We start from the raw sequence: 22,867 nt of genomic DNA on the forward strand, positions 1-22,867 counted from the left end.
TGTGGAACCGGAACAACTGCAAGAATGATCACAGATAAGACCGGACTTCCTGTGAAAGGATACAACAGTGGTCCTCTTGGCGGAGACCAGCAGATCGGTGCAAAAATCGTGGAAGGAAGAATTGATTTTGTGGTATTCTTCTCTGATCCATTGACAGCACAGCCACATGACCCGGATGTGAAAGCATTGCTCCGTATTGCACAGGTTTATGATATTCCAATTGCAAATAACCGTGCGTCTGCAGATTTTATGATCCATTCTGAATTTATGAATGAAGAGTATGAGCATGAAGTAATTAATTTTAAAAAGAACATCAAAGAGCGCTCTGAAACATTATAGGAGGAAAAGGCCAGGATGAGCAAAGTAGCAATTGTAACAGACAGTAACAGTGGAATTACACAGAGTGAAGCAAAAGAATATGGCGTAACGGTTATGCCAATGCCATTTTTTATTAATGACCAGACCTATTATGAAGATATTGATCTGACACAGGAAGATTTTTATCAGAAGCTTTCTGAAGATGCCAATATTTCCACTTCCATGCCTCTTGTCGGAAATGTGACGGACACATGGGATGCTTTGCTGCAGGATTATGATGAGATCGTGCATATTCCAATGTCCTCCGGGCTCAGTGGTTCCTGCGAGACGGCTATCATGCTTTCACAGGATTATGACGGCAGAGTGCAGGTTGTCAATAATCAGAGAATTTCAGTCACACAGAGACAGTCTGTATTAGACGCAAAGGAACTTGCAGAGAAAGGATACAGCGCAGAGGCAATCAAAGAGATCCTTGAGCGTGAGAAGATGGAGTCCTCCATTTATATTATGGTAGACACACTGTACTATCTGAAAAAAGGCGGACGGATCACTCCGGCTGCTGCAGCACTTGGAACTTTATTAAAATTAAAACCGGTACTTCAGATCCAGGGTGAGAAGCTGGATTCTTTTGCAAAGGCAAGAACGGTAAAACAGGCAAAGAAAATGATGATCGATGCCATGCGCAATGACTTTGACCATCGTTTCAATGATCCGGAAGGAAAGAATATATATCTGGAGATGGCTTATACACATAATCTGGAAGATGCGGAAGCGTTCAAAAAAGAGGTCGAGGCAGAATTCCCGGGTATGGAGATTGTGCTGAATCCGTTATCCTTAAGTGTATCCTGTCACATTGGACCGGGAGCGTTAGCAGTTGCATGTTCCAAAAAGATTCCGGAATTATTAGAGTAGAGACTTAAGAATTCACAAAACCATACGATATATATAATAGTACATTGGATGTAAGAGAAAAATGACCAGGACGGCATATGATTTGAGAGAGAAAAGAATCATATGTCGTCCTTTTGGCATTGATAAAAGAAAATCAGATTTAAAGTGCATATCGGAAATACATCATATTGTAAAAACAGCAGAGTTTGACATGGGTGTGGAGGAGAGTTATGAGTATGGCAAATGTAACAAAGACAACCAGAATACAGGCAATTGCAGAGTTGCAGAAACGAAAAACAGAAATCCAGAATCGGTTACAGAACGGACAATCGCAGGATTCTACAACAATTTGCGGCAATTCTTTTACGGAGGATGAATGGAAAAAAATCATTCAGAAAATGGATGAATATCTGACCGAGGTAAAGCAGGAGCAGAAAGAGCGGTTTGAAAAACGCGATAAGGAAAAGGAAATCCAGCAGTTTTATGAGAAAATGAAAATGGCAGAGCAGTATAAAAAGCCACAGGCGGAGAAATTAACCATACAGAAGCATTTAGATGGTGAGGACATTGCTCCATACTCTTATCTGGCGGAGGATGGAGTGATCACTTATAATGGCGTGTCATTTTTCTGTGATTATGAGAATAATGCGATCACACTTGGCGACATGAGTGATGAAAAGAATGTCATTACAGTGCAGTTAGAGAATGGAGGCTGCCTGAAAGTGAACAGGGACAATATCGAAGATCTGTCAAAAGCGATTGCAATGTTTTCACCGGAGGATATACGGAGAATCTTAGTTGCATTGCAGCAGGACGCAAAAGTCCGCCAGATGCAGCAGGAGATCGAGCAGGACAAGATCAAGCAGCTTCTGGCGGAACGTTAAGCTTATTCGTTATTTAAAAGACAATGCAGCAATCTGTCGTTATCTTCCGGATTCATGATACAGAAACGAATGTACTTATTATCTAAGAATGGGAAGGTGGAACAGTCACGGATCATCATTTTCTCACGGATCGCGCGGTCAAACAGTTCCTGCGATGTAAGATCATTGCGGAGGATACGGACTAACATAAAATTCCCACTTGGTTTGTACACCTTGTAGTCAGGACTTTCACAAAATGCCTGATACATACGGGCACGTTCCTTTGTGATCAGATCCTTTGTCTCTTTGATATAGGCAGTATCGGAAAACATTGTTTCCCCGGCAACAACTGCAAGCGAGTTGATCGTCCATGGATTCTTTCGTGTGTTGATTGCCTTGATGAGATCCCGGTTTCCGGTGATGGCATAGCCAAGGCGGAGTCCCGGTGCTGCGAAAAACTTCGAGGTTCCGCGCAGAATGACAATGTTATTGTAATAGTTTGTCAGCGGTACGGAATCGATCTCTTCCATGTTTTCTGCAAATTCCACATACGTTTCATCGACCATGACATAAATATCGTATTCTTTGCAGGCATCTAAAATATGGCGCATATCGGCACTTGTGATGCAGGATGATGTCGGGTTGTTTGGATTGCAGATGACTAAAAGGTCGATATTCTCATTCAGGTGTGAGATGAAATCATTTACATCCAGTCTGAAATCGTCTTTTTCCCGGAGTGGATAATAAAGGGTTGTTCCACCACCAAGAGAAATCTCACGTTCGTACTCGGAATAAGTAGGGCCGATGATCATTGCCTTCTTCGGATGCTCAATCTGGATGAAAAGGGAGATCAGCTCGGTAGAACCGTTTCCAACGATCACATTTTCATGATCAGTGCCACAGTATGCGGCAATGCATTTGCGCAGGGAGGTGTATTCCCTGTCCGGATAAGTGGTAATGGCATCGATCTTGTCTGCTAAGGTTGTCCGCAGCAAAGGGGATACGCCAAGCGGATTGACATTTGCCGAAAAGCTTACAATTTCCTCTTTTTGATTCCATAGATTTCTTCTATTTTCTCTAAATCACTTCCATGGAAGTGGTCTTTGTGTTTTATCATTGATTACTCCTCCAAATTAGTTTATAATTTATTATAGTCATTGCTTAAAAAAAAGCAATAAAAATAGATAGGAGCAGGTGTCGGATTGCGGAAAAGGATACAACAGCTTGCAAATGGAAAATTCGATAACAATGGTCCGAAACTATCTCTGTCTACGGAGAAGATAGAGTTAGAGGTATTGGAAGGAAAGGATGAAACAGGCAGTTTTGTCATTACGAGCACGAATCAGGTAAAAATGCGTGGCATCATTTATTCTTCCAATCCGCGTATGGAATGTCTTACACCTCAGTTTGAGGGGGAAGAAGTGCGTATTCGGTATCAGTTTCACAGTGAGGGGCTGATAGAAGGGGATATTCAGAAAGGCGAGTTTTTTATCGTATGTAACCAGGGGGAATATAACCTTTCTTTTGTTGTGTCCATTTCCAGGTTGTATGCGGATTCTTCCTTTGGAAAAATCAAGAATCTGGATGACTTTTGCAGGCTTGCGAAGGAAAATTATGATGAGGCATACCGTTTATTTTATTCCAGCAATTTCAAAAACCTGATCAGGGAAGATAAAGACCGTATTCTCTATGAGGGACTGAGAATGCAGCCGCAAGCTGCATTGATCGTGGAAACATTTCTGATCGCTTCCCATCATAAGAAGAAAGTGGAGGTCACGTTCGAAGAGACTGAGAAAAGTTTTTATGGTGTGCAGGAACAGCGGAAAGAGCAGTTAGAGATCCAGAAACCACAATGGGGTGCTGTCCGTATCCACGTTTCTTCAGATGCAGACTTTTTGATTCCGGGAAAACAGATCATCACAGAAAATGACTTTATCGGAAGTACCTGCTTTTACGAGTATTATATCGATGCAGATGCAATGCATGCCGGTAAGAATTTTGGGAGACTGTGTTTTGAACTCCCGGATCAGTCTTTTCTTTATACCGTTACCGCTTCCAGTAAGGAGAGAGAGGAAGAGCGGGAGGTTTCTGAACATAGGGAAGCCGGACAGGCGCGGACAGAACTTATGCAGCTTTATATTGATTACCGGTTGAAACGGATCGTTACCGGAGTATGGGCAAAAAGTTCTGTGGAACTGTTGGATCATCTGGCAATTTTAGAGCCGGAAGAACCAATGCATCGCCTAATGAAGGCGCAGGCACTTTTGATCAACCGGCAGAAGCAGGAGGCAAGCTGGATTTTAACAGACTACAAACGGGAATGTCTTGACCGGACAACACCGGTCTGGGGATACTATCTGTATCTATGTACACTGATGGAACGCGAAGAGTCTTATGTGGATCGTCTGACGGAGGAGATCGAGCAGATTTTTCATCATTATCCGGATGATTCCATGTTGTTTTGGATTCTTTTATTTGTAAAAGACGAGTTTTACCGCAATAGTTCCAGAAGATTCAAGGCGATTGAGCAGTGGATCGGACGAGGCTTTCACAGCCCATATCTGTATCTGGAAGCATATTATCTGATCTGGCAGGATACATATCTTTTATCGGGGTTAAACGATTTTACATTAAAGATTTTAAGGTGGGCAGCAAAACAGGATGTGATCTCGAAAGATATTGCATTGCAGGTGCGCAATCTGTTGCCGGAACAGAGGGAATATCAGAAAAAATGGTATCCGGTTCTGGAGAAATGTTATGAGGCAGATCCTTCAGAGGAGATGGTCGCAGCGATATGCACTTATCTGATCCGTGGACAGCAGTTTGCACCAAAATATCATGTCTGGTATGAGCGTGGAATTGACAGTGAAATCCGTATCACGAATCTGTACGAGGCGTTTTTGATCTCTATGGATCCGAATGAGGTGACTGCGATCCCAAAGATGATCCAATTATATTTTCAGTATAACAGTGGTCTTTCCTACCGTTATATGGCGGTCTTATATGTGAATATCATCGCAGCAAAGGAAAACAGCCGGATGTATACCATAAATACCGCAGAAATATGGAACAGTTTGCGCTTGCACAGATGGAAGCCGGACATATGGATGACAATCTGGCGATTCTATACCAGGAGATTCTTCCTGTCAGCATCCTGAATGAGGAACTGGCGCACAAAGCGGCAGAAGTTTTATTTGTACATAAATTATGCTGTGAGAACCATGGGATTGCAAAGGCATACATCCTGCACTGGCAGTTAAAAGCACCACAGGTTGTTACACTGACGAACGGATGCGGATATTTTAAGGCATATTCCAAAGATTACACAGTCATTCTCTGCGATACCGAGGGAAATTGTTATACCGATGATTATCAGGATGAGGCATTACTTCACCCGGAAAATTATCTGGAAAAATGTATGGAGCTTGCACCGGAGGAATTGTCATATCTCTTGTATTATTTCGATGGCAAAAGGGGATGTGGCGATTTTGCGGTGGAAGACGGAAGATATTTTCGTATGCTGACACAGTCGGAGCGTGTCAGTGATGAATATAAAGCTTATCTGATTCCGGAGATCATCCGCTTTTATCAGAAAAAAGGCGAAATGCTTGTGATAGAACCATATCTGAATGAAGTGGATATCCGTAATATGACGCTGGAAAATCAGTGTTATATAGAGGAGATGCTCATAGAGACACATCAGTTTGAACGGGCATTTCAGCTGGTACACCACTATGGATATGACAGACTTGGAAGCAGGGCAGGAGTGGAATTGTGCAGTTATGAGATCACGGAACATTCATTTGAGGAGAATGATTATCTGCTCGGAATGGCACAGAACTGTTTTTTACATGAAAAATATAATGATGTGATCCTGATTTATCTGTGCAAATTTTTTCAGGGACCAACCAAGCAGATGGCTGCTATCTGGAAAGCTGCCAGAGAATTTGAGATCGATACCTTTGATCTGGAGGAGCGTATTATCACGCAGATGCTTTATTCGACAGATTATGTGGATGAGATCGAACGGATTTATGACAGTTATCTTGCCGGTGGTGGCAGGGAATTAGTCTGCATGGCGTACCTTTCTTATTTTTCCCATTATTATCTGGTGAATGATATGATGATACCGGAACATGTATTTTCACAGATCAGGGAGCGCTATCTTGCGGGGCAGACATTAAATGATGCATGTCTGCTCGGTCTGTTAAAGCAATTGTCTGAAATTTCTGCACCAGATGCAGCTGACCAAAAAATAGCAGACGAACTTTTGATGAAGTATACCGGAAGAAATTTATATTTTGCTTTCTACAAAAAGTTCGGGGAGACAATGATCAGAAAATATCATCTGTATGATAAGTTTTTTGTGGAATATCATACAAAGGCAGACCAGCATGTGCTGTTAAACTATAGTGTAAACGGTGGGGAATACCATAAGGAAGAGATCCCGGAGGTTTATGACGGTATTTATGTGAAGGCGTTTGTGCTGTTGTTTGGGGAATCCGTGTCCTATTATATTTCAGAGAAGCTTCATGGGGAGTGGAAAGTGGTGGAAAGCCGGCAGATTTCAAACCAGAATATGTATGGGGATAAAGACCAGAGCCGGTATGATGTGATCAACAATATTATGTTTGCTTATGCCATGCAGGATGAGACAATGCTTTCAGAGAGCATGCGAAAGTATGTAAGCATGGACGATACCGTAAAGAAGCTTTTTAAATTGCTATAAAAATATTGGAAAGGACGGCACATAAGATGACGCAGCAGTGTTATTATATTGGAATCGATATGGACGACAGGAATGCCGTCATCAGTTATTACAAAGCCGGCATGAGAGAGCCGGAAACACTGAGTACGATCGCAGGAAGTGAGATTTACCAGATCCCGGTGGCGTTGATCAAAAAGCGGGGGATCGGACAGTGGTTTATCGGTGAGGAGGCAAAAAAGATGGCATTGATCCAGAATGAAGATGTGATCGGCCATCTGCTTGACAATGCACTTGCAAAGAACAGGTAACTGTGGAAAACATCGTGTATGAGGCAGAGGAACTTTTTGCGCTCTATATCAAGAAACTGCTTCTTTTAGCGAGCCGTCTGGGAAATCCGGGACTGCCGGACTGCCTGGTGATCACAGTGGAAGCCCTGTCAAGAGAACTGACGGAGCTGTTCGGAAAGGTGGCAGAAGATCTCGGATTAGGACGCAGTCAATTGATTTTACAGGACAGAAAAGAAAGTTTTTATTATTTTGTATACAACCAGAAGCAGGAGTTATGGCTGCATGATATTTTTTGTTTGACTGCCGTGGAGATGAAGTGAGATGCTGTGCTACCGTCCGTGATACAAGAACAGTGCCACAGATGGTAACGATCACAGAGGAAGTACATGCATTAGACGGAATCCATAAAGATGAGTCATTTTATAAGATCCTGCTTGACAGTTTTCATGGACATATCTGTTCCTCTGTGTATCTTGTCGGAGATGGATTTGACGGTGACTGGATGAAAATGTCTCTTTCCTACATGTGTAAGGGACGGAGGGCATTTATAGGTAAGAACCTTTATTCCAAGGGAGCCTGCTATGCGGCGATCGTCCGTGAACAGAAAAATCCATGGCCGTATGTCTATATGGGCGACAATGAAATGAAAGTGAATGTCAGCCTGAAAGTGAAAAATCGTGGGAAATGGGAATTTTTGTCTTTGATCAATGCGGGAGACAACTGGTATGAAGCTTCCGGAGACTGTGAGGTGCTGCTGGATGGAGATAAGGAGATTGATTTCTGGCTTCAGCTGCCACACAGCAGGGATGCAAGGATAGAAAAGCTGGAATTATCGGATCTGCCGGAACGCAAGCCGAAAACTACAAGACTCCGGATCAGTGCAAAACCGGTTTCTGATTCCAGGGTAAAGATTAAAATCCGTGATCTTGGGTTTGGCGAGATTGTGAAGAGCTCGGATCTGACATGGGAATATACAATGTCATTGTAAAGAGGGAGTGGGAAGATGGGAGAATTGATTTTATGCAGCCATCCAATTGCTGCTATGCCATACTATATTGATAATATCTCACTCAATGTATATTCGCTGGAGGAACTCTGCTATTATATTGAAAACCATCTGTATCTGATCGAGGCAGATTTTATGAGTGAGGAACTCTGTCTCTGGATCGGGCAGGAACTTGATGAAAAAGATCTGGCACAGTCGCTGCGCAGTGTTTTGCTCGGAAATGGGAGTCTTTCTGATTTTACGGAACTGATCTTAAGAAGCTGCGGATACTGTTCAGAAGACACGATACGCCATATCCGTTCTGTGCTGCTGGATATGCAGAATAAATCTGTATTTGAATGTTCGAAGATCCGGGCAGACCGTTACATGGAGAGTGAAAAGTATGTGAAAGCGATCCATGAATACCGGAAACTGCTTGGAATGGAGGAGGAGTGCAAAAAAAATCCGGTCTTAGAGGGCAATATCAGGCACAATCTTGGAACTGCCTGTGCAGAGTTATTTTTATTTGACGAGGCTGCGGCGAATTTTCTGAATGCATACCGGCTGAACCAGAACAGAGAGTCACTGGCTGCGTGTATGGCAGCCTGCCGTCTGGCAAAAAAAACAGATATTTTAAAAAAATACAAGGAAGAATTTCATGTTTCGGACGAAGCGTTTAAGAGTATGTCAGACCAATGGAATTCTGTTTTAAAAAGTGAGGATATTCTAAAAAAGCAAAGTGAGGCCGAACGTCTCATAAAAGATGCACAGGGACAGCTGGAGGAGAATAAACCGCTTATGGAACAGATCAGGAAATGGTCAGAAGCGTATAAAAAAAGTTGTAGATTATAAGGGATGAGCATATGTTTTTTTTCAAAAGAAGAAAAAAGAAAAGACACTGGAAAATAAATTTGATGAACTGAATGAAGGCATTCTGAATGAAAAGGACAGGGAGAATCCACATAAAGTGGAGCATTATGTCATTGAACGTCTGGAGCAGATGATCGAGACAACGAAAGAGATCGAGGATGAAAAGGCAGAATACAAAGTGGTCACTTCTTATCTGAATGATATCCAGACTCTGGAAGGGCTGACAGAGGAAGAAAAAAGCCGATCACAGATATCGCATCCAATATTGTTGCTTTAAATAAAACACGATATGAACTGATGCATTCCGAGAAAAAATTGCAGATGTGCAGTTTGCACAGATGCAGCAGGAGGAGAGTGATATTCCAAATGCGATCAAACGCCTTCAGTCCAACGAGGCTTATCTGGAGACTATCAGGCGTGACATGAAATACCTGGAGCGTGAGAAGGGAGAATGGCAGTTATATCAGGAGATCCTTTCCCATGACAGGGTAAAAATGCAGAAGTTCATGTATGTGGCAGCAGGACTGTCTGTGACTGCGGCATTGATTCTTCTGATCACGCAGATCATACTGGGGACAGATATGAGACTCATCTGGATGATCCTTATTTTTATAGCAGTACTGGGCATCTGCCTTCCGTATCTGAAAATGATGAATGACAGGACCGAGAGCCGGAGAGCAAAGGCAAATGCGGATAAGGCGATCACTCTTTTGAATAAAGTGAAGATCAAATATGTCAATATGACAAATGCAGTGGATTATGCATGTGAAAAATATCATGTCCGCAATGGAAAAGAACTGGAATATATCTGGGAATGCTATATGGATGCGGTCAAACAGAAAGAGAAGTTTGAACAGAACAGTGATGATATTGATTATTTTAACAACCGTATGATCCGGGAACTCTCCGCATATCGTTTATATGATTCACGGGTATGGATTCCGCAGGCAGCTGCACTGATCGACCACAAGGAGATGGTGGAGATCACCCATAATCTTGTGATGCGCAGACAGAAGCTTCGAAGCCGGATGGAATACAATGCCGGTATCTTAAAAGAACAGCGCACGGAAGTGGCAAAGTTTATGGAAGAAATGCCGGAGATGAGACCTCAGATCCAGGATATACTCGATTCTGTTGACCGGTTAAGCCGGCCGTGATGAAAAACCGGTATGACCGCTAAGATGAGATGTTCAGTTGAAAAAATTAAAAATAATAAATTTTAAAGAATGGATTGTTATTTTCTGGAAAAGTGATAAAATATTTAAAAAAATAAATTACGAAGGGAAAAATAATGGCAGTTATACCATTAAGGGTACACAGGATGAAGAAGAAACTTGAAAAAATGCAGCTGAAAGAAAGACTCATTTACGGATACGGAAGAGTCATTTTGAGGATGATAGTATCCGGTGTGCTTTCTCTTATTGTTATAGGTTTATTAATGGGGAATATGCTGCGTTATGTGGAAAATGTAGAACGTGCAGATGTTGCAGTGAAAATCTGCAGGATCGATGTCAATTCTGCGGCGAGAAATATCCGTGAGATGGCATTAAACAGTGACACATCAACTTACGACAGTTATCAGCAACAGGTAGAAACACAGCTTGCTGAGGTGGATTCAGAACTGAAGGCACTAAAGGCAACAGGAATCATATCGGACGAGCTCTATCAGGAATATGCATCCGCACTTTCTGATTGGGGAAATATCGGCTATTCCATTATGGAACAGATCATGAGTGGACAGACAGAGGAAGCTGCGGATGCTATTATTAACCAATGTACGCCGGCATTAGACAATGCAGTCGCTATTGGGAAAAAGTTAGATGCAGTGACTGACAAGGCAAGCCATCAGGCGGTGATCTTTACAGGCTGCATGACAGTGGCAGGAATTCTGGTGATCATCTTAAGTGTGATATTTGCAATTCTTTTTGTGAAGAAAATAAGTAATGTCGTGGTTGATTCGATTCTCGAACCACTGCATGCGATCGAGGATGTTGCAAAGGAACTCACAGAGGGTAATTTGCACAGTACATTAGAATATCGTTCTGAGGATGAGATTGGAAAACTTGCACATAGTATGCGTAAATCTATCCGCATACTTGGATCTTATGTGGATGATATCGGACGTGCAATGAAATTGTTCTCGGAGGGCAATTTTGATGTGCAGCCGGAAGTGGAATGGAAGGGAGATTTTATAGGAATCTTAGATTCCTTTATGGCATTTGAAAAGAGCATGGCTGAGACAGTCAAGGGCATCCAGAGTGCATCCAATGAGGTGTCCGAAGGAGCAGAACAGGTGGCTGCAAGCTCCAATGATCTTGCTGAGGGCGCTACCAATCAGGCAGCAGTTGTGGAAGAACTGACTGCAACTGTTACAAACGTGGCAGATCAGGTGGCACAGAACGCCCAGTCTGCAAAAGAGATCAGTGGAAAAGTAGGAGAACTTGGAAATGCAATCTTAGAAAGCAACGGTAAGATGCATGAGATGGTTGATTCTATGAACGAGATCAACGAGGCTTCCAAAGAAATTGATAAGATTATCGCAACGATCAATGAGATTGCATCCCAGACAAATCTGCTTGCGTTAAATGCTTCTATCGAGGCAGCCAGAGCCGGCGAAGCCGGAAAAGGATTTGCGGTGGTAGCAGATCAGGTAACAGTACTTGCCGACCAGAGTGCACAGGCAGCAAAAGAGTCAGCAGTTCTGATCGAGACTTCTGTCAAAGCAGTAGAAAAAGGTATGGTCATTGCAGATCAGACAGCAACACAGTTAGAAGACGTAGCCGATAATTCCAGAACGATCACAGAGCAGGTTGGAAATATTGCGGATACATTAGAGACGCAGACAACAGCAATCCATCAGATCAATGAAGGAATCGAGCAGATCAATGACGTTGTACAGACGAATTCCGCAACATCCGAGGAATGTGCGGCTGCCAGTCAGGAGATGAGCAGTGAGGCTGAGAATCTGCGTGAACTGATCCGCAAGCTTCAGGTTGCAAAGTTCGAATAAGACATACATGATCGAATATGTACTGTGAGTATTCGATCGGCATGAATAAATAGTGTATATAAAAAAGACTGTCATACAAAGAACTCGATGAGAGCAGATTTTGTGTGACAGTCTTTCTGCTTTTTGGTCTGCGCCAGTCAGTGCAATGCAAAAGCTGGTGGAACAGTTAAGGTTATCTAATTGCGAGGACAGTTTGGTATATCAAACTCCGGGTTGAATGCATAGAAATTCTTGCTGTCGAGGTCATCCTGAATAATGCGCAGGGCTTCACCGAAACGCTGGAAGTGGACGACCTCACGCTCCCTTAAGAAACGGATCGGATCACATACATCAGGGTCTTTGACGAGCCTCAAAATATTGTCATACGTGGTGCGCGCTTTCTGTTCTGCCGCCATATCTTCAAAAAGATCGGTAAGGGCATCACCTTTGGACTGAAATTCGCAGGCGTTAAAAGGAATACCGCCCGCCGCCTGTGGCCAGATACCACCGGTATGGTCGACATAATATGGTGCAAATCCGGCAGCTTCAAGCTCTTCTGCACTTAAACCTTTGGTGAGCTGCCGGACGATGGATGCGACCATTTCCAGATGCGCTAATTCTTCCGTTCCAATATCCGTAAGCACGCCACATACACGTCTGTCCGGCATGCTGTATCTCTGGGAGAGGTAACGCATGGATGCTCCCATTTCACCGTCTGGTCCGCCATACTGGGACATAATGATCTGTGCAATTTTGGCATTTGGTGTTGTGATATTGATCGGGTACTGCAGTCGTTTTTCATAATTCCACATTATTTACATCCTCCTTCCCATGGCCATGGTTCTGTTGCCCAATTCCAGTGACTGCATGGATCTGCAGTGTCGATGGTCAGCGGACCATATTGGTCAGAGTAGGCCTGCAGAGCGTTGCGTCTGATATCCGAGTAATGATGGAATGCTTTGATCGCTTCCACATCATCCGGATGGGTGTCTAAAAAAAGAAGAAGGTCGTCAACAGCGAAGCTTACGGTATTAATGAGGTTAAAAAGCTGTTGGCGGTTCATCTGGTTCATTTGGTTCGTCATCTTCGAAAAGCCCTCCTTCCAAGGAATGGTTTATCTAATTCAGGGAAAATGGTTCCCACCATAAGCCCTTTTTCAATATCATATAACGGTCCAAACTGCTGCCATGGAACGTATGCCATTGCAACGACAAATTCCGGACTCATATCGCGGTTTGATTCGTTTGGACAGACAGGATTCATTCTGTTTTGTGCATTACAGTTTCTCATAGATTCTGTTGCCTTTCTTATTCTTTCTCAATACTTTATGTTCTAAAATTGAAAAGTGTGCATAATAGGACTGCAAAAAATTCCATTTTTGTAGGAAATGACAAAAATGAGAAAAATTATCAAAAACTTTGTAAGCTGCATTGACATAGGAAAATTTGAGCATTAAACTAAGGACAGTTAGGAGATATTAACTGAAAAAATTATCAATAATTATACAGGAAGATCCAGTGAGAGTTCCTGTTTATTACGGAGGATAAAATGACGTTAGACAATTTACCACTTGAAACAGAGGCAGTCATTACGACAGTTGGGGGAGAGGGAGCGCTTCGCTGCCGTTTTCTGGATATGGGTCTGATCCCAAAGACAAAAGTTGTTGTAAAAAAATAGCTCCGATGGGAGATCCGATCGAGATAAGACTCCGCAATTATGAACTGACGATCCGTAAGGAAGATGCAAAAAAGATTGAGGTGTCTATGGAGGAAACAAAAGAATGATATTTGCATTAGCAGGCAATCAGAATTGCGGTAAGACGACTTTATTTAACCAGTTAACCGGATCTAACCAGCATGTGGGAAATTTTCCGGGAGTGACAGTAGATCAGAAAATAGGTGAGATCCGCTCGGTAAAGAATTGTTCCGTTGTGGATCTGCCGGGAATTTATTCAATCCGCCCATATACCAATGAGGAGATCGTGACAAGAGATTTTATCCTGAATGAGAAACCGGACGGTATTATCAATATTGTGGACGCCACCAATATCGAGAGAAATCTCTATCTGACGCTGCAGCTTTTAGAGATGCATATTCCAATGGTTCTGGCTTTGAATATGATGGACGAGGTCAGAGGAAATGGTGGATCTATTGATTACAGGCAAATGTCGGAGGAACTTGGAATCCCGGTGATCCCGATCAGTGCAGCAAAGGATGAGGGAATCGAAGATCTGATCAAAGCCACTGTCGAGGTCGGTAAGAAAAAGATTCTTCCAAAGGTCATGGATTTCTGCGAGCAGGGACCTGTGCACCGTTGTATCCACGCAGTATCGCATCAGGTGGAGGACCATGCAGCTAATATTGGCATGTCTCCGCGATTTGCAGCGACAAAGATTGTGGAGAATGACGAGGATATTATCAATAAGTTAGAGCTTTCCCAGAATGAGCTAGAAATGATGGAACACAGTATCGAAGAGATGGAAAAAGACTGTGGATTAGACCGGAATGCTGCTTTGGCAGATATGAGATACACCTTTATCGAAAAAGTATGTAATAAGACGGTCAAGAAATGTCATGAGAGTAAGGAACATATCAGAAGTATGAAGATTGACAGGGTTTTAACAGATAAATACCTTGCAATCCCGATGTTTTTACTGATCATGTTTGCAATTTTCTGGCTGACCTTTAACGTGATCGGATCATTTTTAAGTGATCTGTTAACAATGGGAATCGATGCGTTTACTGCAATGTGTGACAGGGCACTGACTGCTTACGGAATGAATCCGGTGGTACACAGCCTTCTGATCGATGGTGTGTTTGCAGGTGTGGGAAGTGTGTTGAGTTTCCTCCCGATTATCGTAGTATTGTTTTTCTTCCTGTCTATTCTGGAAGATTCCGGTTATATGGCGCGAGTTGCATTTGTCATGGATAAACCGTTAAGAAAAATTGGTTTGTCCGGCAGAAGTTTTGTGCCAATGCTGATCGGATTTGGATGTACTGTCCCGGCAGTTATGGCGACAAGAACATTGTCATCCGAGCGTGACAGAAATATGACGATCATGCTGACTCCGTTTATGAGCTGTTCCGCAAAGATACCAATTTATACCGTGTTTGCCGCAGCATTTTTCCCGGGAAAAGAAGCACTTGTAATGATCCTTCTCTATGCTGCCGGAATCATAGTTGGAATTATTTCGGCGCTTGTGCTGAACCATACGGCATTTCGTGGAAATCCGATCCCGTTTGTGATGGAACTTCCGAATTACCGTTTTCCTTCCGCAAAGAGTGTATTCCAGTTGATGTGGGATAAGGCAAAAGATTTTATCCAGAGAGCGTTTACCGTTATTTTTGTGGCAACGATCATTATCTGGTTCTTACAGACCTTTGACACCAGATTGAACGTTGTGGCAGACAGCAGCAACAGTCTGCTTGCATTGGTAGGAAGATGGATCGCACCTGTTTTTGCACCGCTTGGGTTCTCTGACTGGAGAGTATCTACCGCACTCATCACCGGATTTACTGCAAAAGAAGCGGTAGTCAGTACATTGAGTGTCCTCACAGGAACTGCAACATCGAACCTGAGTGCCGTATTAAGCGATATGTTTTCCGGTGTGTCTGTTGTGAGCTTTTTGGTATTTACCTTATTGTATACACCTTGCGTGGCGGCAATTGCAGCGGTAAAACGTGAGATGGGAAGTGGATTAAAGGCAGCTTTGGTAGTCGTTTTACAATGTCTGGTTGCATGGGTAGTCGCATTGCTTGTTTATCAGGTCGGAGGATTATTATTGTAATGAAAATTGGAGATTATATCGTCCTTGGTGTGATCTTACTCTGGCTGGTGCTCGCTTTTTGCTGGATGCACAGACAGAAGAAGAGAGGCAGCTGCATTGGATGCAGTGGCTGTGCAGGGAAAAACTGCAGAAAATGTGAAAAAAATGACGGCGATGGAATGTAAACCATGCCTTGTCAGAATGAAAAATATATTATATAATAGCCTGTAGCGACTAAAAATAGCTGCAGGCTATTTTTTACAGGACAATAGAACGGATGAAAACGAGTCAGTCTATTGGATAGAAAACGTAAGGTTTTATCAAAAACCAGAAAGAGGAGATTTATGAGTAAAGTTAGAACAAGATTTGCACCAAGCCCAACAGGTAGAATGCATGTTGGAAATTTACGTTCTGCATTATATGAGTTTTTAATTGCAAAGCATGAAGGCGGAGATTTTATGCTTCGTATTGAGGATACCGATCAGGAACGTTTTGTGGAGGGCGCGGTAGATATCATTTACCGTACATTGGCTGAGACAGGCTTAGTCCATGATGAAGGTCCGGATAAGGATGGCGGTTATGGACCATACGTCCAGAGTGAGCGTATGAAAACCGGAATCTACATGAAATACGCAAAAGAATTAGTAGAAAAGGGTGAGGCTTATTACTGTTTCTGTGATAAAGAACGCCTTTCTACTTTAAAGACAGAGGTTGTAGAGGGAAAAGAGATCATGATCTATGACAAACACTGCCTTTCTTTAACCAAGGAGGAAGTGGAGGCAAACCTTGCTGCCGGCAAACCATTTGTGATCCGTCAGAATATCCCAAATGAAGGAACTACGACTTTTCATGACGAATTATACGGAGACATTACAGTGGAGAACGCAGAGCTTGACGATATGATCCTGATCAAATCAGACGGATATCCAACTTACAACTTTGCCAACGTTGTTGATGATCATACTATGAATATTACGCATGTAGTAAGAGGAAATGAGTACCTTTCTTCCTCTCCAAAATATCAGAGATTATACGATGCATTTGGCTGGAAATCACCTGTTTATATCCATCTGCCACTGATCACAGACGAGAACCACAAGAAGCTGTCTAAGAGAAGCGGACATTCCTCTTTTGAAGATCTGATCGAGCAGGGATTCCTGACAGAAGCAGTTGTCAATTATATTGCACTTTTAGGATGGAGCCCGGAAGATAACCGCGAGATCTTTACCTTAGATGAACTGATCAAAGAATTCGATTACCACAGAATCAGCAAATCACCGGCAGTATTTGACTACACCAAGTTAAAATGGATGAATGGTGAATACATTAAGGCAATGGATTTTGACAAGTTCTATGAGAGAGCACTTCCATATATCAAGGCAGTTATTACGAAAGACCTTGACTTTAAAAAGATCGCAGCTATGGTAAAAACAAGAATCGAAGTGTTTCCGGATATTGCAGAACATATTGATTTCTTCGAAAAATTACCAGAGTACGATGTTGCAATGTATACACACAAGAAGATGAAGACAAATGCAGAGACATCTTTAGAAGTTTTAACGGAAGTTCTGCCAAGATTAGAGGCGCAGGAGGACTATAGCAACGACGCACTTTATGCAATGCTCTGTGAGTATGTTGTAGAAAAGGGTGTCAAGAACGGATACGTTATGTGGCCAATCCGTACCGCTGTCTCCGGAAAACAGATGACACCGGGCGGTGCAACCGAATTAATGGAGATTCTTGGAAAAGAAGAATCCATTGCACGTATCAAAAAAGGTATTGAATTACTCAGCAAATAAAAGGGTATTTATGGAAAAAAGATACAATGATTCCCAGGTGAAGGCAATCGGACATTTTAACGGTCCGTGCCTTACCCTGGCAGGTCCAGGCTCCGGAAAGACAGCGGTCATTACGGAGCGGACAAAAAACCTGATCACAAAATATCATGTGAATCCGTCCAATATTTTAGTGATTACTTTTACAAAAGCGGCAGCATTGGAAATGAAGACCCGTTTCTTAAGTCTGATGGGAAACGGTTCGTATCCGGTCACATTTGGAACATTCCACGCCGTCTATTTTAGCATTTTAAAGCATGCATACAATTACAATGCAAATAATATCGTCCGGGAAGAACAAAAGTATGCGCTTATGCGTGAACTTGTCCAAAAACACCGTCTTGAGTATGAGGATGAAACGGAATTTGTATCATCCATTCTTGGAGAGATCAGTATGGTAAAAAATACAGGAGTCTCCATCGAACATTACTATTCCACGAACTGTGCTGAAAATATATTTCGAAGAATTTATGGAGAATATCATGAATATCTGCATCAGCATAAACTGATCGATTTCGATGATATGCTCGTTTATACTTATGAGCTTTTCAGGGAGCGAAAAGATATTTTATCGGCATGGCAGAGAAAGTTTCAGTACATCCTTATTGATGAGTTTCAGGACATTAACAAGATACAGTTTGATATTGTTAAAATGCTTGCAGCACCGGAAAATAATCTGTTTGTCGTGGGAGATGATGACCAGTCCATCTATCGTTTCCGTGGGGCAAGACCGGAGCTTATGCTGCATTTTAAAGACGATTATCCGGAGGCAGAGCAGATTTTACTGGATACCAATTACCGTTCACAAAAAGAGATCGTGGAGGCATCACTCCGTCTGATCGGATGTAATAAGGAACGTTTCCAAAAGAAGATTCAGGCGAACCAGGAGGCAGGAGAACCGGTTGAGTATGCAGTGTTTAAAAGCCAGAGGGAAGAAATCGCCAAAATTATCTGGGATATACAGGCGCATATGGACAGAGGCGGCAGATACGAAGATTTTGCCATTCTTTTCCGGACGAATACGCAGCCGCAGATGCTGATGGAAAAGCTGCTGGAATACAACATTCCATTCCGTATGAAGGATAATGTTCCAAATCTTTATGAACACTGGATTGCGAAGGATATCATTGCATACATGAAAATTGCGATGGGAAGCCGTTACCGGAAAGATTTCTTAAAAATCATGAACCGCCCGAAACGCTATATCAGCAGGGACTCTCTGGACGAAGAAACGGTAGCGTTTGATGTCTGGGAGTGGTTTTACGAGGATAAACCGTGGGTGGCAGAGCGCATCCAGCGGCTGGAGTACGATATTAAAATGCTCTCAACCATGAGCCCTTATGCGGCGATCAATTATATCCGCCGTGGGATTGGCTATGATGAATTCTGTGTGGAGTATGCAGATTACCGCAGAATGAATGTGGAGGATCTCTATGAGGTACTTGAGGAGTTACAGAACAGTGCGAAGGGATTCGACACTTATAATGACTGGTTTGAGCATATCGAAAACTATACGGCGGAACTGGAAAAGATTTATAGACAGCAGAATCAGAACCCGGAGAGCGTTGCACTTGCCACACTACACAGTTCAAAAGGCTTAGAATATGACAATGTCTACATTATCGATGTGAATGAAGGAATTATGCCTTATAAAAAGGCTGTGCTTGACAATGAAGTGGAGGAGGAGCGGCGGATGTTCTATGTGGGAATGACGCGCGCAAAAAAGAAGCTGCATCTCTATTCCATTGAACAGTTGAATCACAAAAATACAGACATTTCCAGATTCATAAGAGAATCACAGAAAAAATAAAATTATACAAAAAAAGAACTGATGTGCATTTTCAAAGCGCATCAGTTCTTTTTCCTTAATCATCTAAATCTTCAAATTCTGCCTCGTCAAGCAGTTCATCGAAGCGGTCAGATACGACTTCGTACTCCTCGTCATCCTCAATATTCTCCAGGGAAGGATTTCCTTCTGCATCCTCAGAATAGCGGTAGATAAATACTTCGCCGTCCTCATTTGGCTGCTCGTCCTCATCTACAGGAAGAAGTGCGATATAATCGCGGCCATCTGCCTCAAAGATGGTAAGAATCTGGCATTCCATGGAACTGCCGTCATCTAAGTCAAGTGTTACGAACATGTCTTCATCGTCTAAGTTGTTGAACTTGTTTTTCTCTGCCATTGGGCACCTCTTTCATTCATATTATTAGATAATAGCCTGGACATACAGATCCAGACGACTCTCCAGATTAACGAAGTTACCATTGTCAAGCTGGATGGTCGGGCGTGTAAGCTTCTTGTTGATCAGAACGATCTTTCCCGAAGATCCGTCACTTAACAATACTTCATTATTGATATAAGTATTAGCAATATGATCGAGAAAAGTCAAGATATATTTTGGATTAAATTGTGTCAATCCCTCTTTTTCAAATATTGCGATCACTTCAAACGGGCACAGCCCATCTCGGTAACAGCGGTTGGCTGTCATGGCATCGTAGACATCTGCAATGGATACGATGGATGTGAAATCATCAATCTCGCTGCCGGTAAGTCCTAAAGGGTATCCTTTGCCATCAAATCGTTCATGGTGTAAGAGAACGGCATTTTTGACACGCTGATCGATGTTAAGGTTTTTGACCATATTGTAGCCGATCACCGGGTGTTTCTTGATCTCTTCGTATTCGGAATCTGTAAGCTTTCCGGGTTTTCCAATGATCTCATTTGGAATTTTGGATTTCCCGATATCATGCAGCAGACCGCAGAGTGTCAGAGTGTCCATATCCTTCTCGGAAAAATTCTTCCATTTGCCGATCAGACGGCAGATCAGTGCGACGTTGACACTGTGCGCATAGGTGGAATCATCGATCTGTCTCATATTGTGCAGCATATCGAACATGGAGATCGTAGTACTGTTTTCTCCAAAGAGCGTCAGAGTTTCATCCAGAAGCTGATCTACATTGAGATCCTCGTCATTTGCGATAAAATTATTGATATTTTCCTTCATAAAGGAAACTTTCTTGGTATAATCTGTTTTAAATCTTTGAAATTCCGGGCTTCTGCGGATACGTTGGGAATAAGTTTCCAAACGTTGTGCAGTCATGGTGCTTGAATTGCGGTCACCATGATTTTCAGGGAAAATGCTGACAGAAGCAATCTGATAGAACTTTAAGTGTTCGATCAGCTGCAATGTAACAGGAGTATTCTGTTTTGCAAGACATTGCCCATGATAGGAAAAGACATCTTCACTGATGACCATGCCCGGTTTCAGGTTATTAATTGAAACGATTTTCATAAAGCACCTTTCCGTCCTATATTTAGCATTAAAATTCTAGCATAAATTTTTCCTGTTGTGTAGATAAAAAATTCATGAAATGCAAAAAAACATTCTTCTATACAAAATTATCGGTTAAAGGTATAATAATATTATATGTCGTAACATTTTTTTGAAAAAAAATACAAGGCTGGTGACAGAATGAACTATACGGTGACAGAAGGTAATTATTTGAGATTTGGATTGCAGAGCGTAAAAGATGGTGTCATTTTTACTTTTGCAGGAGAAAAAGAAGATGTGTGTGAAGTCATATTATATGACAGATCCTTAAAGGTCGCCGGCAGGGTGGAGGCTCCGGCTGCATTTTGCAGAGGGGCAGTCAGATCTGTTTACATACATGGGTTGAAGGCAGATCATTTATTATATAATTATGAGATCAATGGAGAGATAGTGCCGGATCCCTATGCATCGAAGATTGCTGGAAGAGAAAAGTGGGATGATGCGAGAAGAGCAGAATGTGACTTCTTAGTCTGTGGCAGTTTTGAAGAAAAAGAATATGAATGGCAGAGCGCGTGCTGCCCGGAGATCCCGAAAAACGAAATGGTCATGTACAAGCTTCATGTCAGGGGATTTTCCATGGATTCCGGGAAAAAGGGAAAAATGCGTGGAACATTTGCGGCAGTGGAGGAGCGGATTCCCTATCTGAAAGCGTTAGGCGTGACGACGGTGGAGCTGATGCCGGTCTATGAGTTTGAGGAGATTGAGATTCCAAAGAAACAAAAACTTCCAGGGTATATACCACAGGGCAGCATACCGGAAAAGGAAGCCGGTTCCGGGACAGACAAAGAAAAATTAAAAGTCAATTACTGGGGGTATACAAAAGGATTCTATTTTGCTCCGAAAGCCTCTTATGGCTGTAGCAAGAATGTGACACGGGAATTGAAACATCTGATCGATGCACTGCATCAGAATCAGATGGAGTGCGTGATGGAGATGTATTTTGAGCAGGAGGAGAATCAGAACCTGATCATGGATGCACTTCGTTACTGGGCAACGGAATTTCGTGTAGATGGTTTTCATCTGATCGGGGAGAATGTGCCGATCACTGCAATCGCCCAGGATTTGTTCCTGCGGAGAAGCAAGATCTTTTATCAGTATATCCCGGAGCAGTTGTGGAAGGAGAAGGAAAACTATCCGCATCTGTTTGTATACAATGACGAGTATCTTTATACAGGAAGAAAATTGTTAAATCATCAGGGTGGCAGCCTTTTTGAGTTTGGCAATCAGCAGAAGAAACAGAACAAAACAGTCGGTTTTGTTAATTTTATGGCAAACAATAATGGTTTTACGCTGGCAGATCTTTTTTCCTATTGTGAGAAACACAATGAGGCGAATGGAGAAGAAAATGCGGACGGTTCAAATTATAATTTCAGTATCAATTGTGGCACGGAGGGAAAGACTTCAAGAAAATATGTGAAGGAACTCCGAAGAAAACACTTGTATATGGCGTTGTCCATGGTTTTCTTTGCGCAGGGAGTGCCGTTGCTTCTCGCAGGGGATGAAGCACTAAATTCCCAGCAGGGCAATAATAATGCATATTGCCAGGATAACAAAACCGGGTGGATCAATTGGAAGAAGAGTGCAGGCATGGAGGCGCTGCAGAAGTTTGTACAAAAACTTGCAATATTCCGTAAGGCGCATCCGGTGATACGTAAAGCGGAACCGATGCATCTGAACGATTATCAGCATAAAGGCTGTCCGGATCTGTCCTATCATTCAGATAATGCCTGGGCAGCAGGACTCCCGGAAGAAAAGGGGGCATTTGGTGTGATGTACTGTGGGGATTATGCCGTGAATGATGCTGGTGAGCCGGATGATATGGTCTATATTGGCTATAATTTCCATACCGGAGTGAATGAACTTGCCCTGCCGAAACTTGCCGGGAAGAAGAAATGGTATGTAGTCATGGACACCGCAGAACAGGAACATGCTTTCCTGCCAGAGGAAAAACTGGCGGAAAACCAGCACAGGATCACGGTCAGACCGCAGTCTGTCGTTTTATTACTTGGAAAATAGGAAGTCA

Annotated in this window: 20 protein-coding genes and 3 pseudogenes; 17 read left to right on the forward strand and 6 right to left on the reverse strand. The window is 42.6% G+C overall.

All coding sequences use genetic code 11. The features are described from left to right. The 3 genes from ROSEINA2194_RS03985 to ROSEINA2194_RS03995 form a co-directional block, all read left to right on the forward strand. Positions 1-339, forward strand: a 339-nt coding sequence (locus tag ROSEINA2194_RS03985) for a methylglyoxal synthase (protein ID WP_007883702.1), incomplete at its 5' end; no start/stop codon positions are given. A 15-nt stretch (positions 340-354) separates the two neighbouring features. Continuing rightward, positions 355-1,230: a DegV family protein gene (locus tag ROSEINA2194_RS03990; RefSeq protein WP_007883703.1), complete on the forward strand. Its 876-nt coding sequence runs from the start codon at positions 355-357 to the stop codon at positions 1,228-1,230. Between the two features lie 215 nt (positions 1,231-1,445). After that, positions 1,446-2,093, forward strand: a complete 648-nt coding sequence (locus ROSEINA2194_RS03995) for a hypothetical protein (protein WP_007883704.1) — start codon at positions 1,446-1,448, stop codon at positions 2,091-2,093. Positions 2,094-2,095: 2 nt separating this feature from the next. On the opposite strand, the pseudogene ROSEINA2194_RS04000 reads toward ROSEINA2194_RS03995, so the two are convergent. Beyond that, a pseudogene (locus ROSEINA2194_RS04000) lies at positions 2,096-3,189 on the reverse strand (pyridoxal phosphate-dependent aminotransferase). An 85-nt stretch (positions 3,190-3,274) separates the two neighbouring features. On the opposite strand from ROSEINA2194_RS04000, the gene ROSEINA2194_RS04005 reads away from it, so the two are divergent. The 9 genes and pseudogenes from ROSEINA2194_RS04005 (at position 3,275) to ROSEINA2194_RS04030 (ending at position 11,932) form a co-directional block, all read left to right on the forward strand. Next, entirely contained in the window at positions 3,275-5,230 is a 1,956-nt protein-coding gene (locus tag ROSEINA2194_RS04005; protein ID WP_007883706.1) for a DUF5717 family protein, read from the forward strand. Next, positions 5,137-6,801, forward strand: coding sequence for a DUF5717 family protein (locus ROSEINA2194_RS24015; RefSeq protein WP_044927172.1), 1,665 nt, complete (start codon positions 5,137-5,139; stop codon positions 6,799-6,801). The genes ROSEINA2194_RS04005 and ROSEINA2194_RS24015 overlap by 94 nt, the downstream gene beginning before the upstream one ends. A gap of 101 nt (positions 6,802-6,902) precedes the next feature. After that, positions 6,903-7,644: pseudogene (locus ROSEINA2194_RS24020) on the forward strand (DUF5716 family protein); the annotation flags it as partial. A 66-nt stretch (positions 7,645-7,710) separates the two neighbouring features. Then, positions 7,711-8,055 (forward strand): DUF8552 domain-containing protein, encoded by a 345-nt coding sequence (locus ROSEINA2194_RS24025; protein ID WP_500138264.1) that lies wholly within the window; start codon positions 7,711-7,713, stop codon positions 8,053-8,055. 15 nt (positions 8,056-8,070) lie between these two features. Beyond that, on the forward strand, positions 8,071-8,904 hold the full coding sequence (locus tag ROSEINA2194_RS04020; protein ID WP_007883719.1) for a hypothetical protein: 834 nt from the start codon (positions 8,071-8,073) through the stop codon (positions 8,902-8,904). Between the two features lie 115 nt (positions 8,905-9,019). Beyond that, positions 9,020-9,199 carry a hypothetical protein gene (locus ROSEINA2194_RS21730; RefSeq protein WP_007883721.1) on the forward strand — a complete coding sequence of 60 codons (180 nt, stop codon included), beginning with the start codon at positions 9,020-9,022 and terminating at the stop codon, positions 9,197-9,199. 61 nt (positions 9,200-9,260) lie between these two features. Beyond that, positions 9,261-10,079: a hypothetical protein gene (locus ROSEINA2194_RS04025; RefSeq protein WP_252832547.1), complete on the forward strand. Its 819-nt coding sequence runs from the start codon at positions 9,261-9,263 to the stop codon at positions 10,077-10,079. 37 nt (positions 10,080-10,116) lie between these two features. Further along, positions 10,117-10,260: a hypothetical protein gene (locus tag ROSEINA2194_RS20870; RefSeq protein ID WP_007883724.1), complete on the forward strand. Its 144-nt coding sequence runs from the start codon at positions 10,117-10,119 to the stop codon at positions 10,258-10,260. Beyond that, positions 10,244-11,932: a methyl-accepting chemotaxis protein gene (locus ROSEINA2194_RS04030; RefSeq protein WP_007883725.1), complete on the forward strand. Its 1,689-nt coding sequence runs from the start codon at positions 10,244-10,246 to the stop codon at positions 11,930-11,932. Before ROSEINA2194_RS20870 ends, ROSEINA2194_RS04030 begins: the two co-directional genes overlap by 17 nt. A 176-nt stretch (positions 11,933-12,108) precedes the next feature. On the opposite strand, the gene ROSEINA2194_RS04035 is transcribed toward ROSEINA2194_RS04030, so the two are convergent. The 3 genes from ROSEINA2194_RS04035 to ROSEINA2194_RS04045 are packed head-to-tail and all read right to left on the reverse strand — an operon-like array spanning position 12,109 to position 13,201. Then, a complete protein-coding gene (locus ROSEINA2194_RS04035; protein WP_007883726.1) occupies positions 12,109-12,723 on the reverse strand; it encodes a manganese catalase family protein in 615 nt (204 codons plus the stop codon). Continuing rightward, on the reverse strand, positions 12,723-12,995 hold the full coding sequence (locus ROSEINA2194_RS04040; protein WP_007883727.1) for a spore coat protein CotJB: 273 nt from the start codon (positions 12,993-12,995) through the stop codon (positions 12,723-12,725). The genes ROSEINA2194_RS04035 and ROSEINA2194_RS04040 overlap by 1 nt, the downstream gene beginning before the upstream one ends. After that, positions 12,992-13,201, reverse strand: a complete 210-nt coding sequence (locus tag ROSEINA2194_RS04045; RefSeq protein ID WP_021922670.1) for a spore coat associated protein CotJA — start codon at positions 13,199-13,201, stop codon at positions 12,992-12,994. The genes ROSEINA2194_RS04040 and ROSEINA2194_RS04045 overlap by 4 nt, the downstream gene beginning before the upstream one ends. Positions 13,202-13,459: 258 nt before the next feature. Here ROSEINA2194_RS04045 and feoB point away from each other — a divergent pair. The 4 genes and pseudogenes from feoB (at position 13,460) to ROSEINA2194_RS04065 (ending at position 19,322) form a co-directional block, all read left to right on the forward strand. Further along, positions 13,460-15,698: pseudogene (gene feoB / locus ROSEINA2194_RS04055) on the forward strand (ferrous iron transport protein B). Then, the gene (locus ROSEINA2194_RS20130) at positions 15,698-15,862 is read left to right on the forward strand and encodes a FeoB-associated Cys-rich membrane protein (RefSeq protein WP_007883735.1); all 165 of its coding nucleotides are present in this window, start codon (positions 15,698-15,700) and stop codon (positions 15,860-15,862) included. The pseudogene feoB and the gene ROSEINA2194_RS20130 overlap by 1 nt, the downstream one beginning before the upstream one ends. Before the next feature lie 159 nt (positions 15,863-16,021). After that, on the forward strand, positions 16,022-17,476 hold the full coding sequence (gene gltX, locus ROSEINA2194_RS04060; RefSeq protein WP_044927174.1) for a glutamate--tRNA ligase: 1,455 nt from the start codon (positions 16,022-16,024) through the stop codon (positions 17,474-17,476). 10 nt (positions 17,477-17,486) lie between these two features. Further along, complete coding sequence (locus ROSEINA2194_RS04065) at positions 17,487-19,322, forward strand: ATP-dependent helicase (RefSeq protein WP_007883737.1); 1,836 nt, start codon at positions 17,487-17,489, stop codon at positions 19,320-19,322. A gap of 55 nt (positions 19,323-19,377) precedes the next feature. On the opposite strand, the gene ROSEINA2194_RS04070 is transcribed toward ROSEINA2194_RS04065, so the two are convergent. Continuing rightward, on the reverse strand, positions 19,378-19,695 hold the full coding sequence (locus tag ROSEINA2194_RS04070; protein WP_007883738.1) for a DUF1292 domain-containing protein: 318 nt from the start codon (positions 19,693-19,695) through the stop codon (positions 19,378-19,380). Between the two features lie 24 nt (positions 19,696-19,719). After that, on the reverse strand, positions 19,720-20,805 hold the full coding sequence (locus tag ROSEINA2194_RS04075; RefSeq protein ID WP_007883739.1) for an HD-GYP domain-containing protein: 1,086 nt from the start codon (positions 20,803-20,805) through the stop codon (positions 19,720-19,722). 180 nt (positions 20,806-20,985) lie between these two features. Here ROSEINA2194_RS04075 and ROSEINA2194_RS04080 point away from each other — a divergent pair, with 180 nt between their 5' ends. Beyond that, positions 20,986-22,860, forward strand: coding sequence for a hypothetical protein (locus ROSEINA2194_RS04080; protein ID WP_007883740.1), 1,875 nt, complete (start codon positions 20,986-20,988; stop codon positions 22,858-22,860). Positions 22,861-22,867: the final 7 nt, after the last annotated feature.

This window comes from Roseburia inulinivorans DSM 16841 (genome assembly GCF_000174195.1).
In the GTDB taxonomy this organism is placed as follows: domain Bacteria; phylum Bacillota; class Clostridia; order Lachnospirales; family Lachnospiraceae; genus Roseburia; species Roseburia inulinivorans.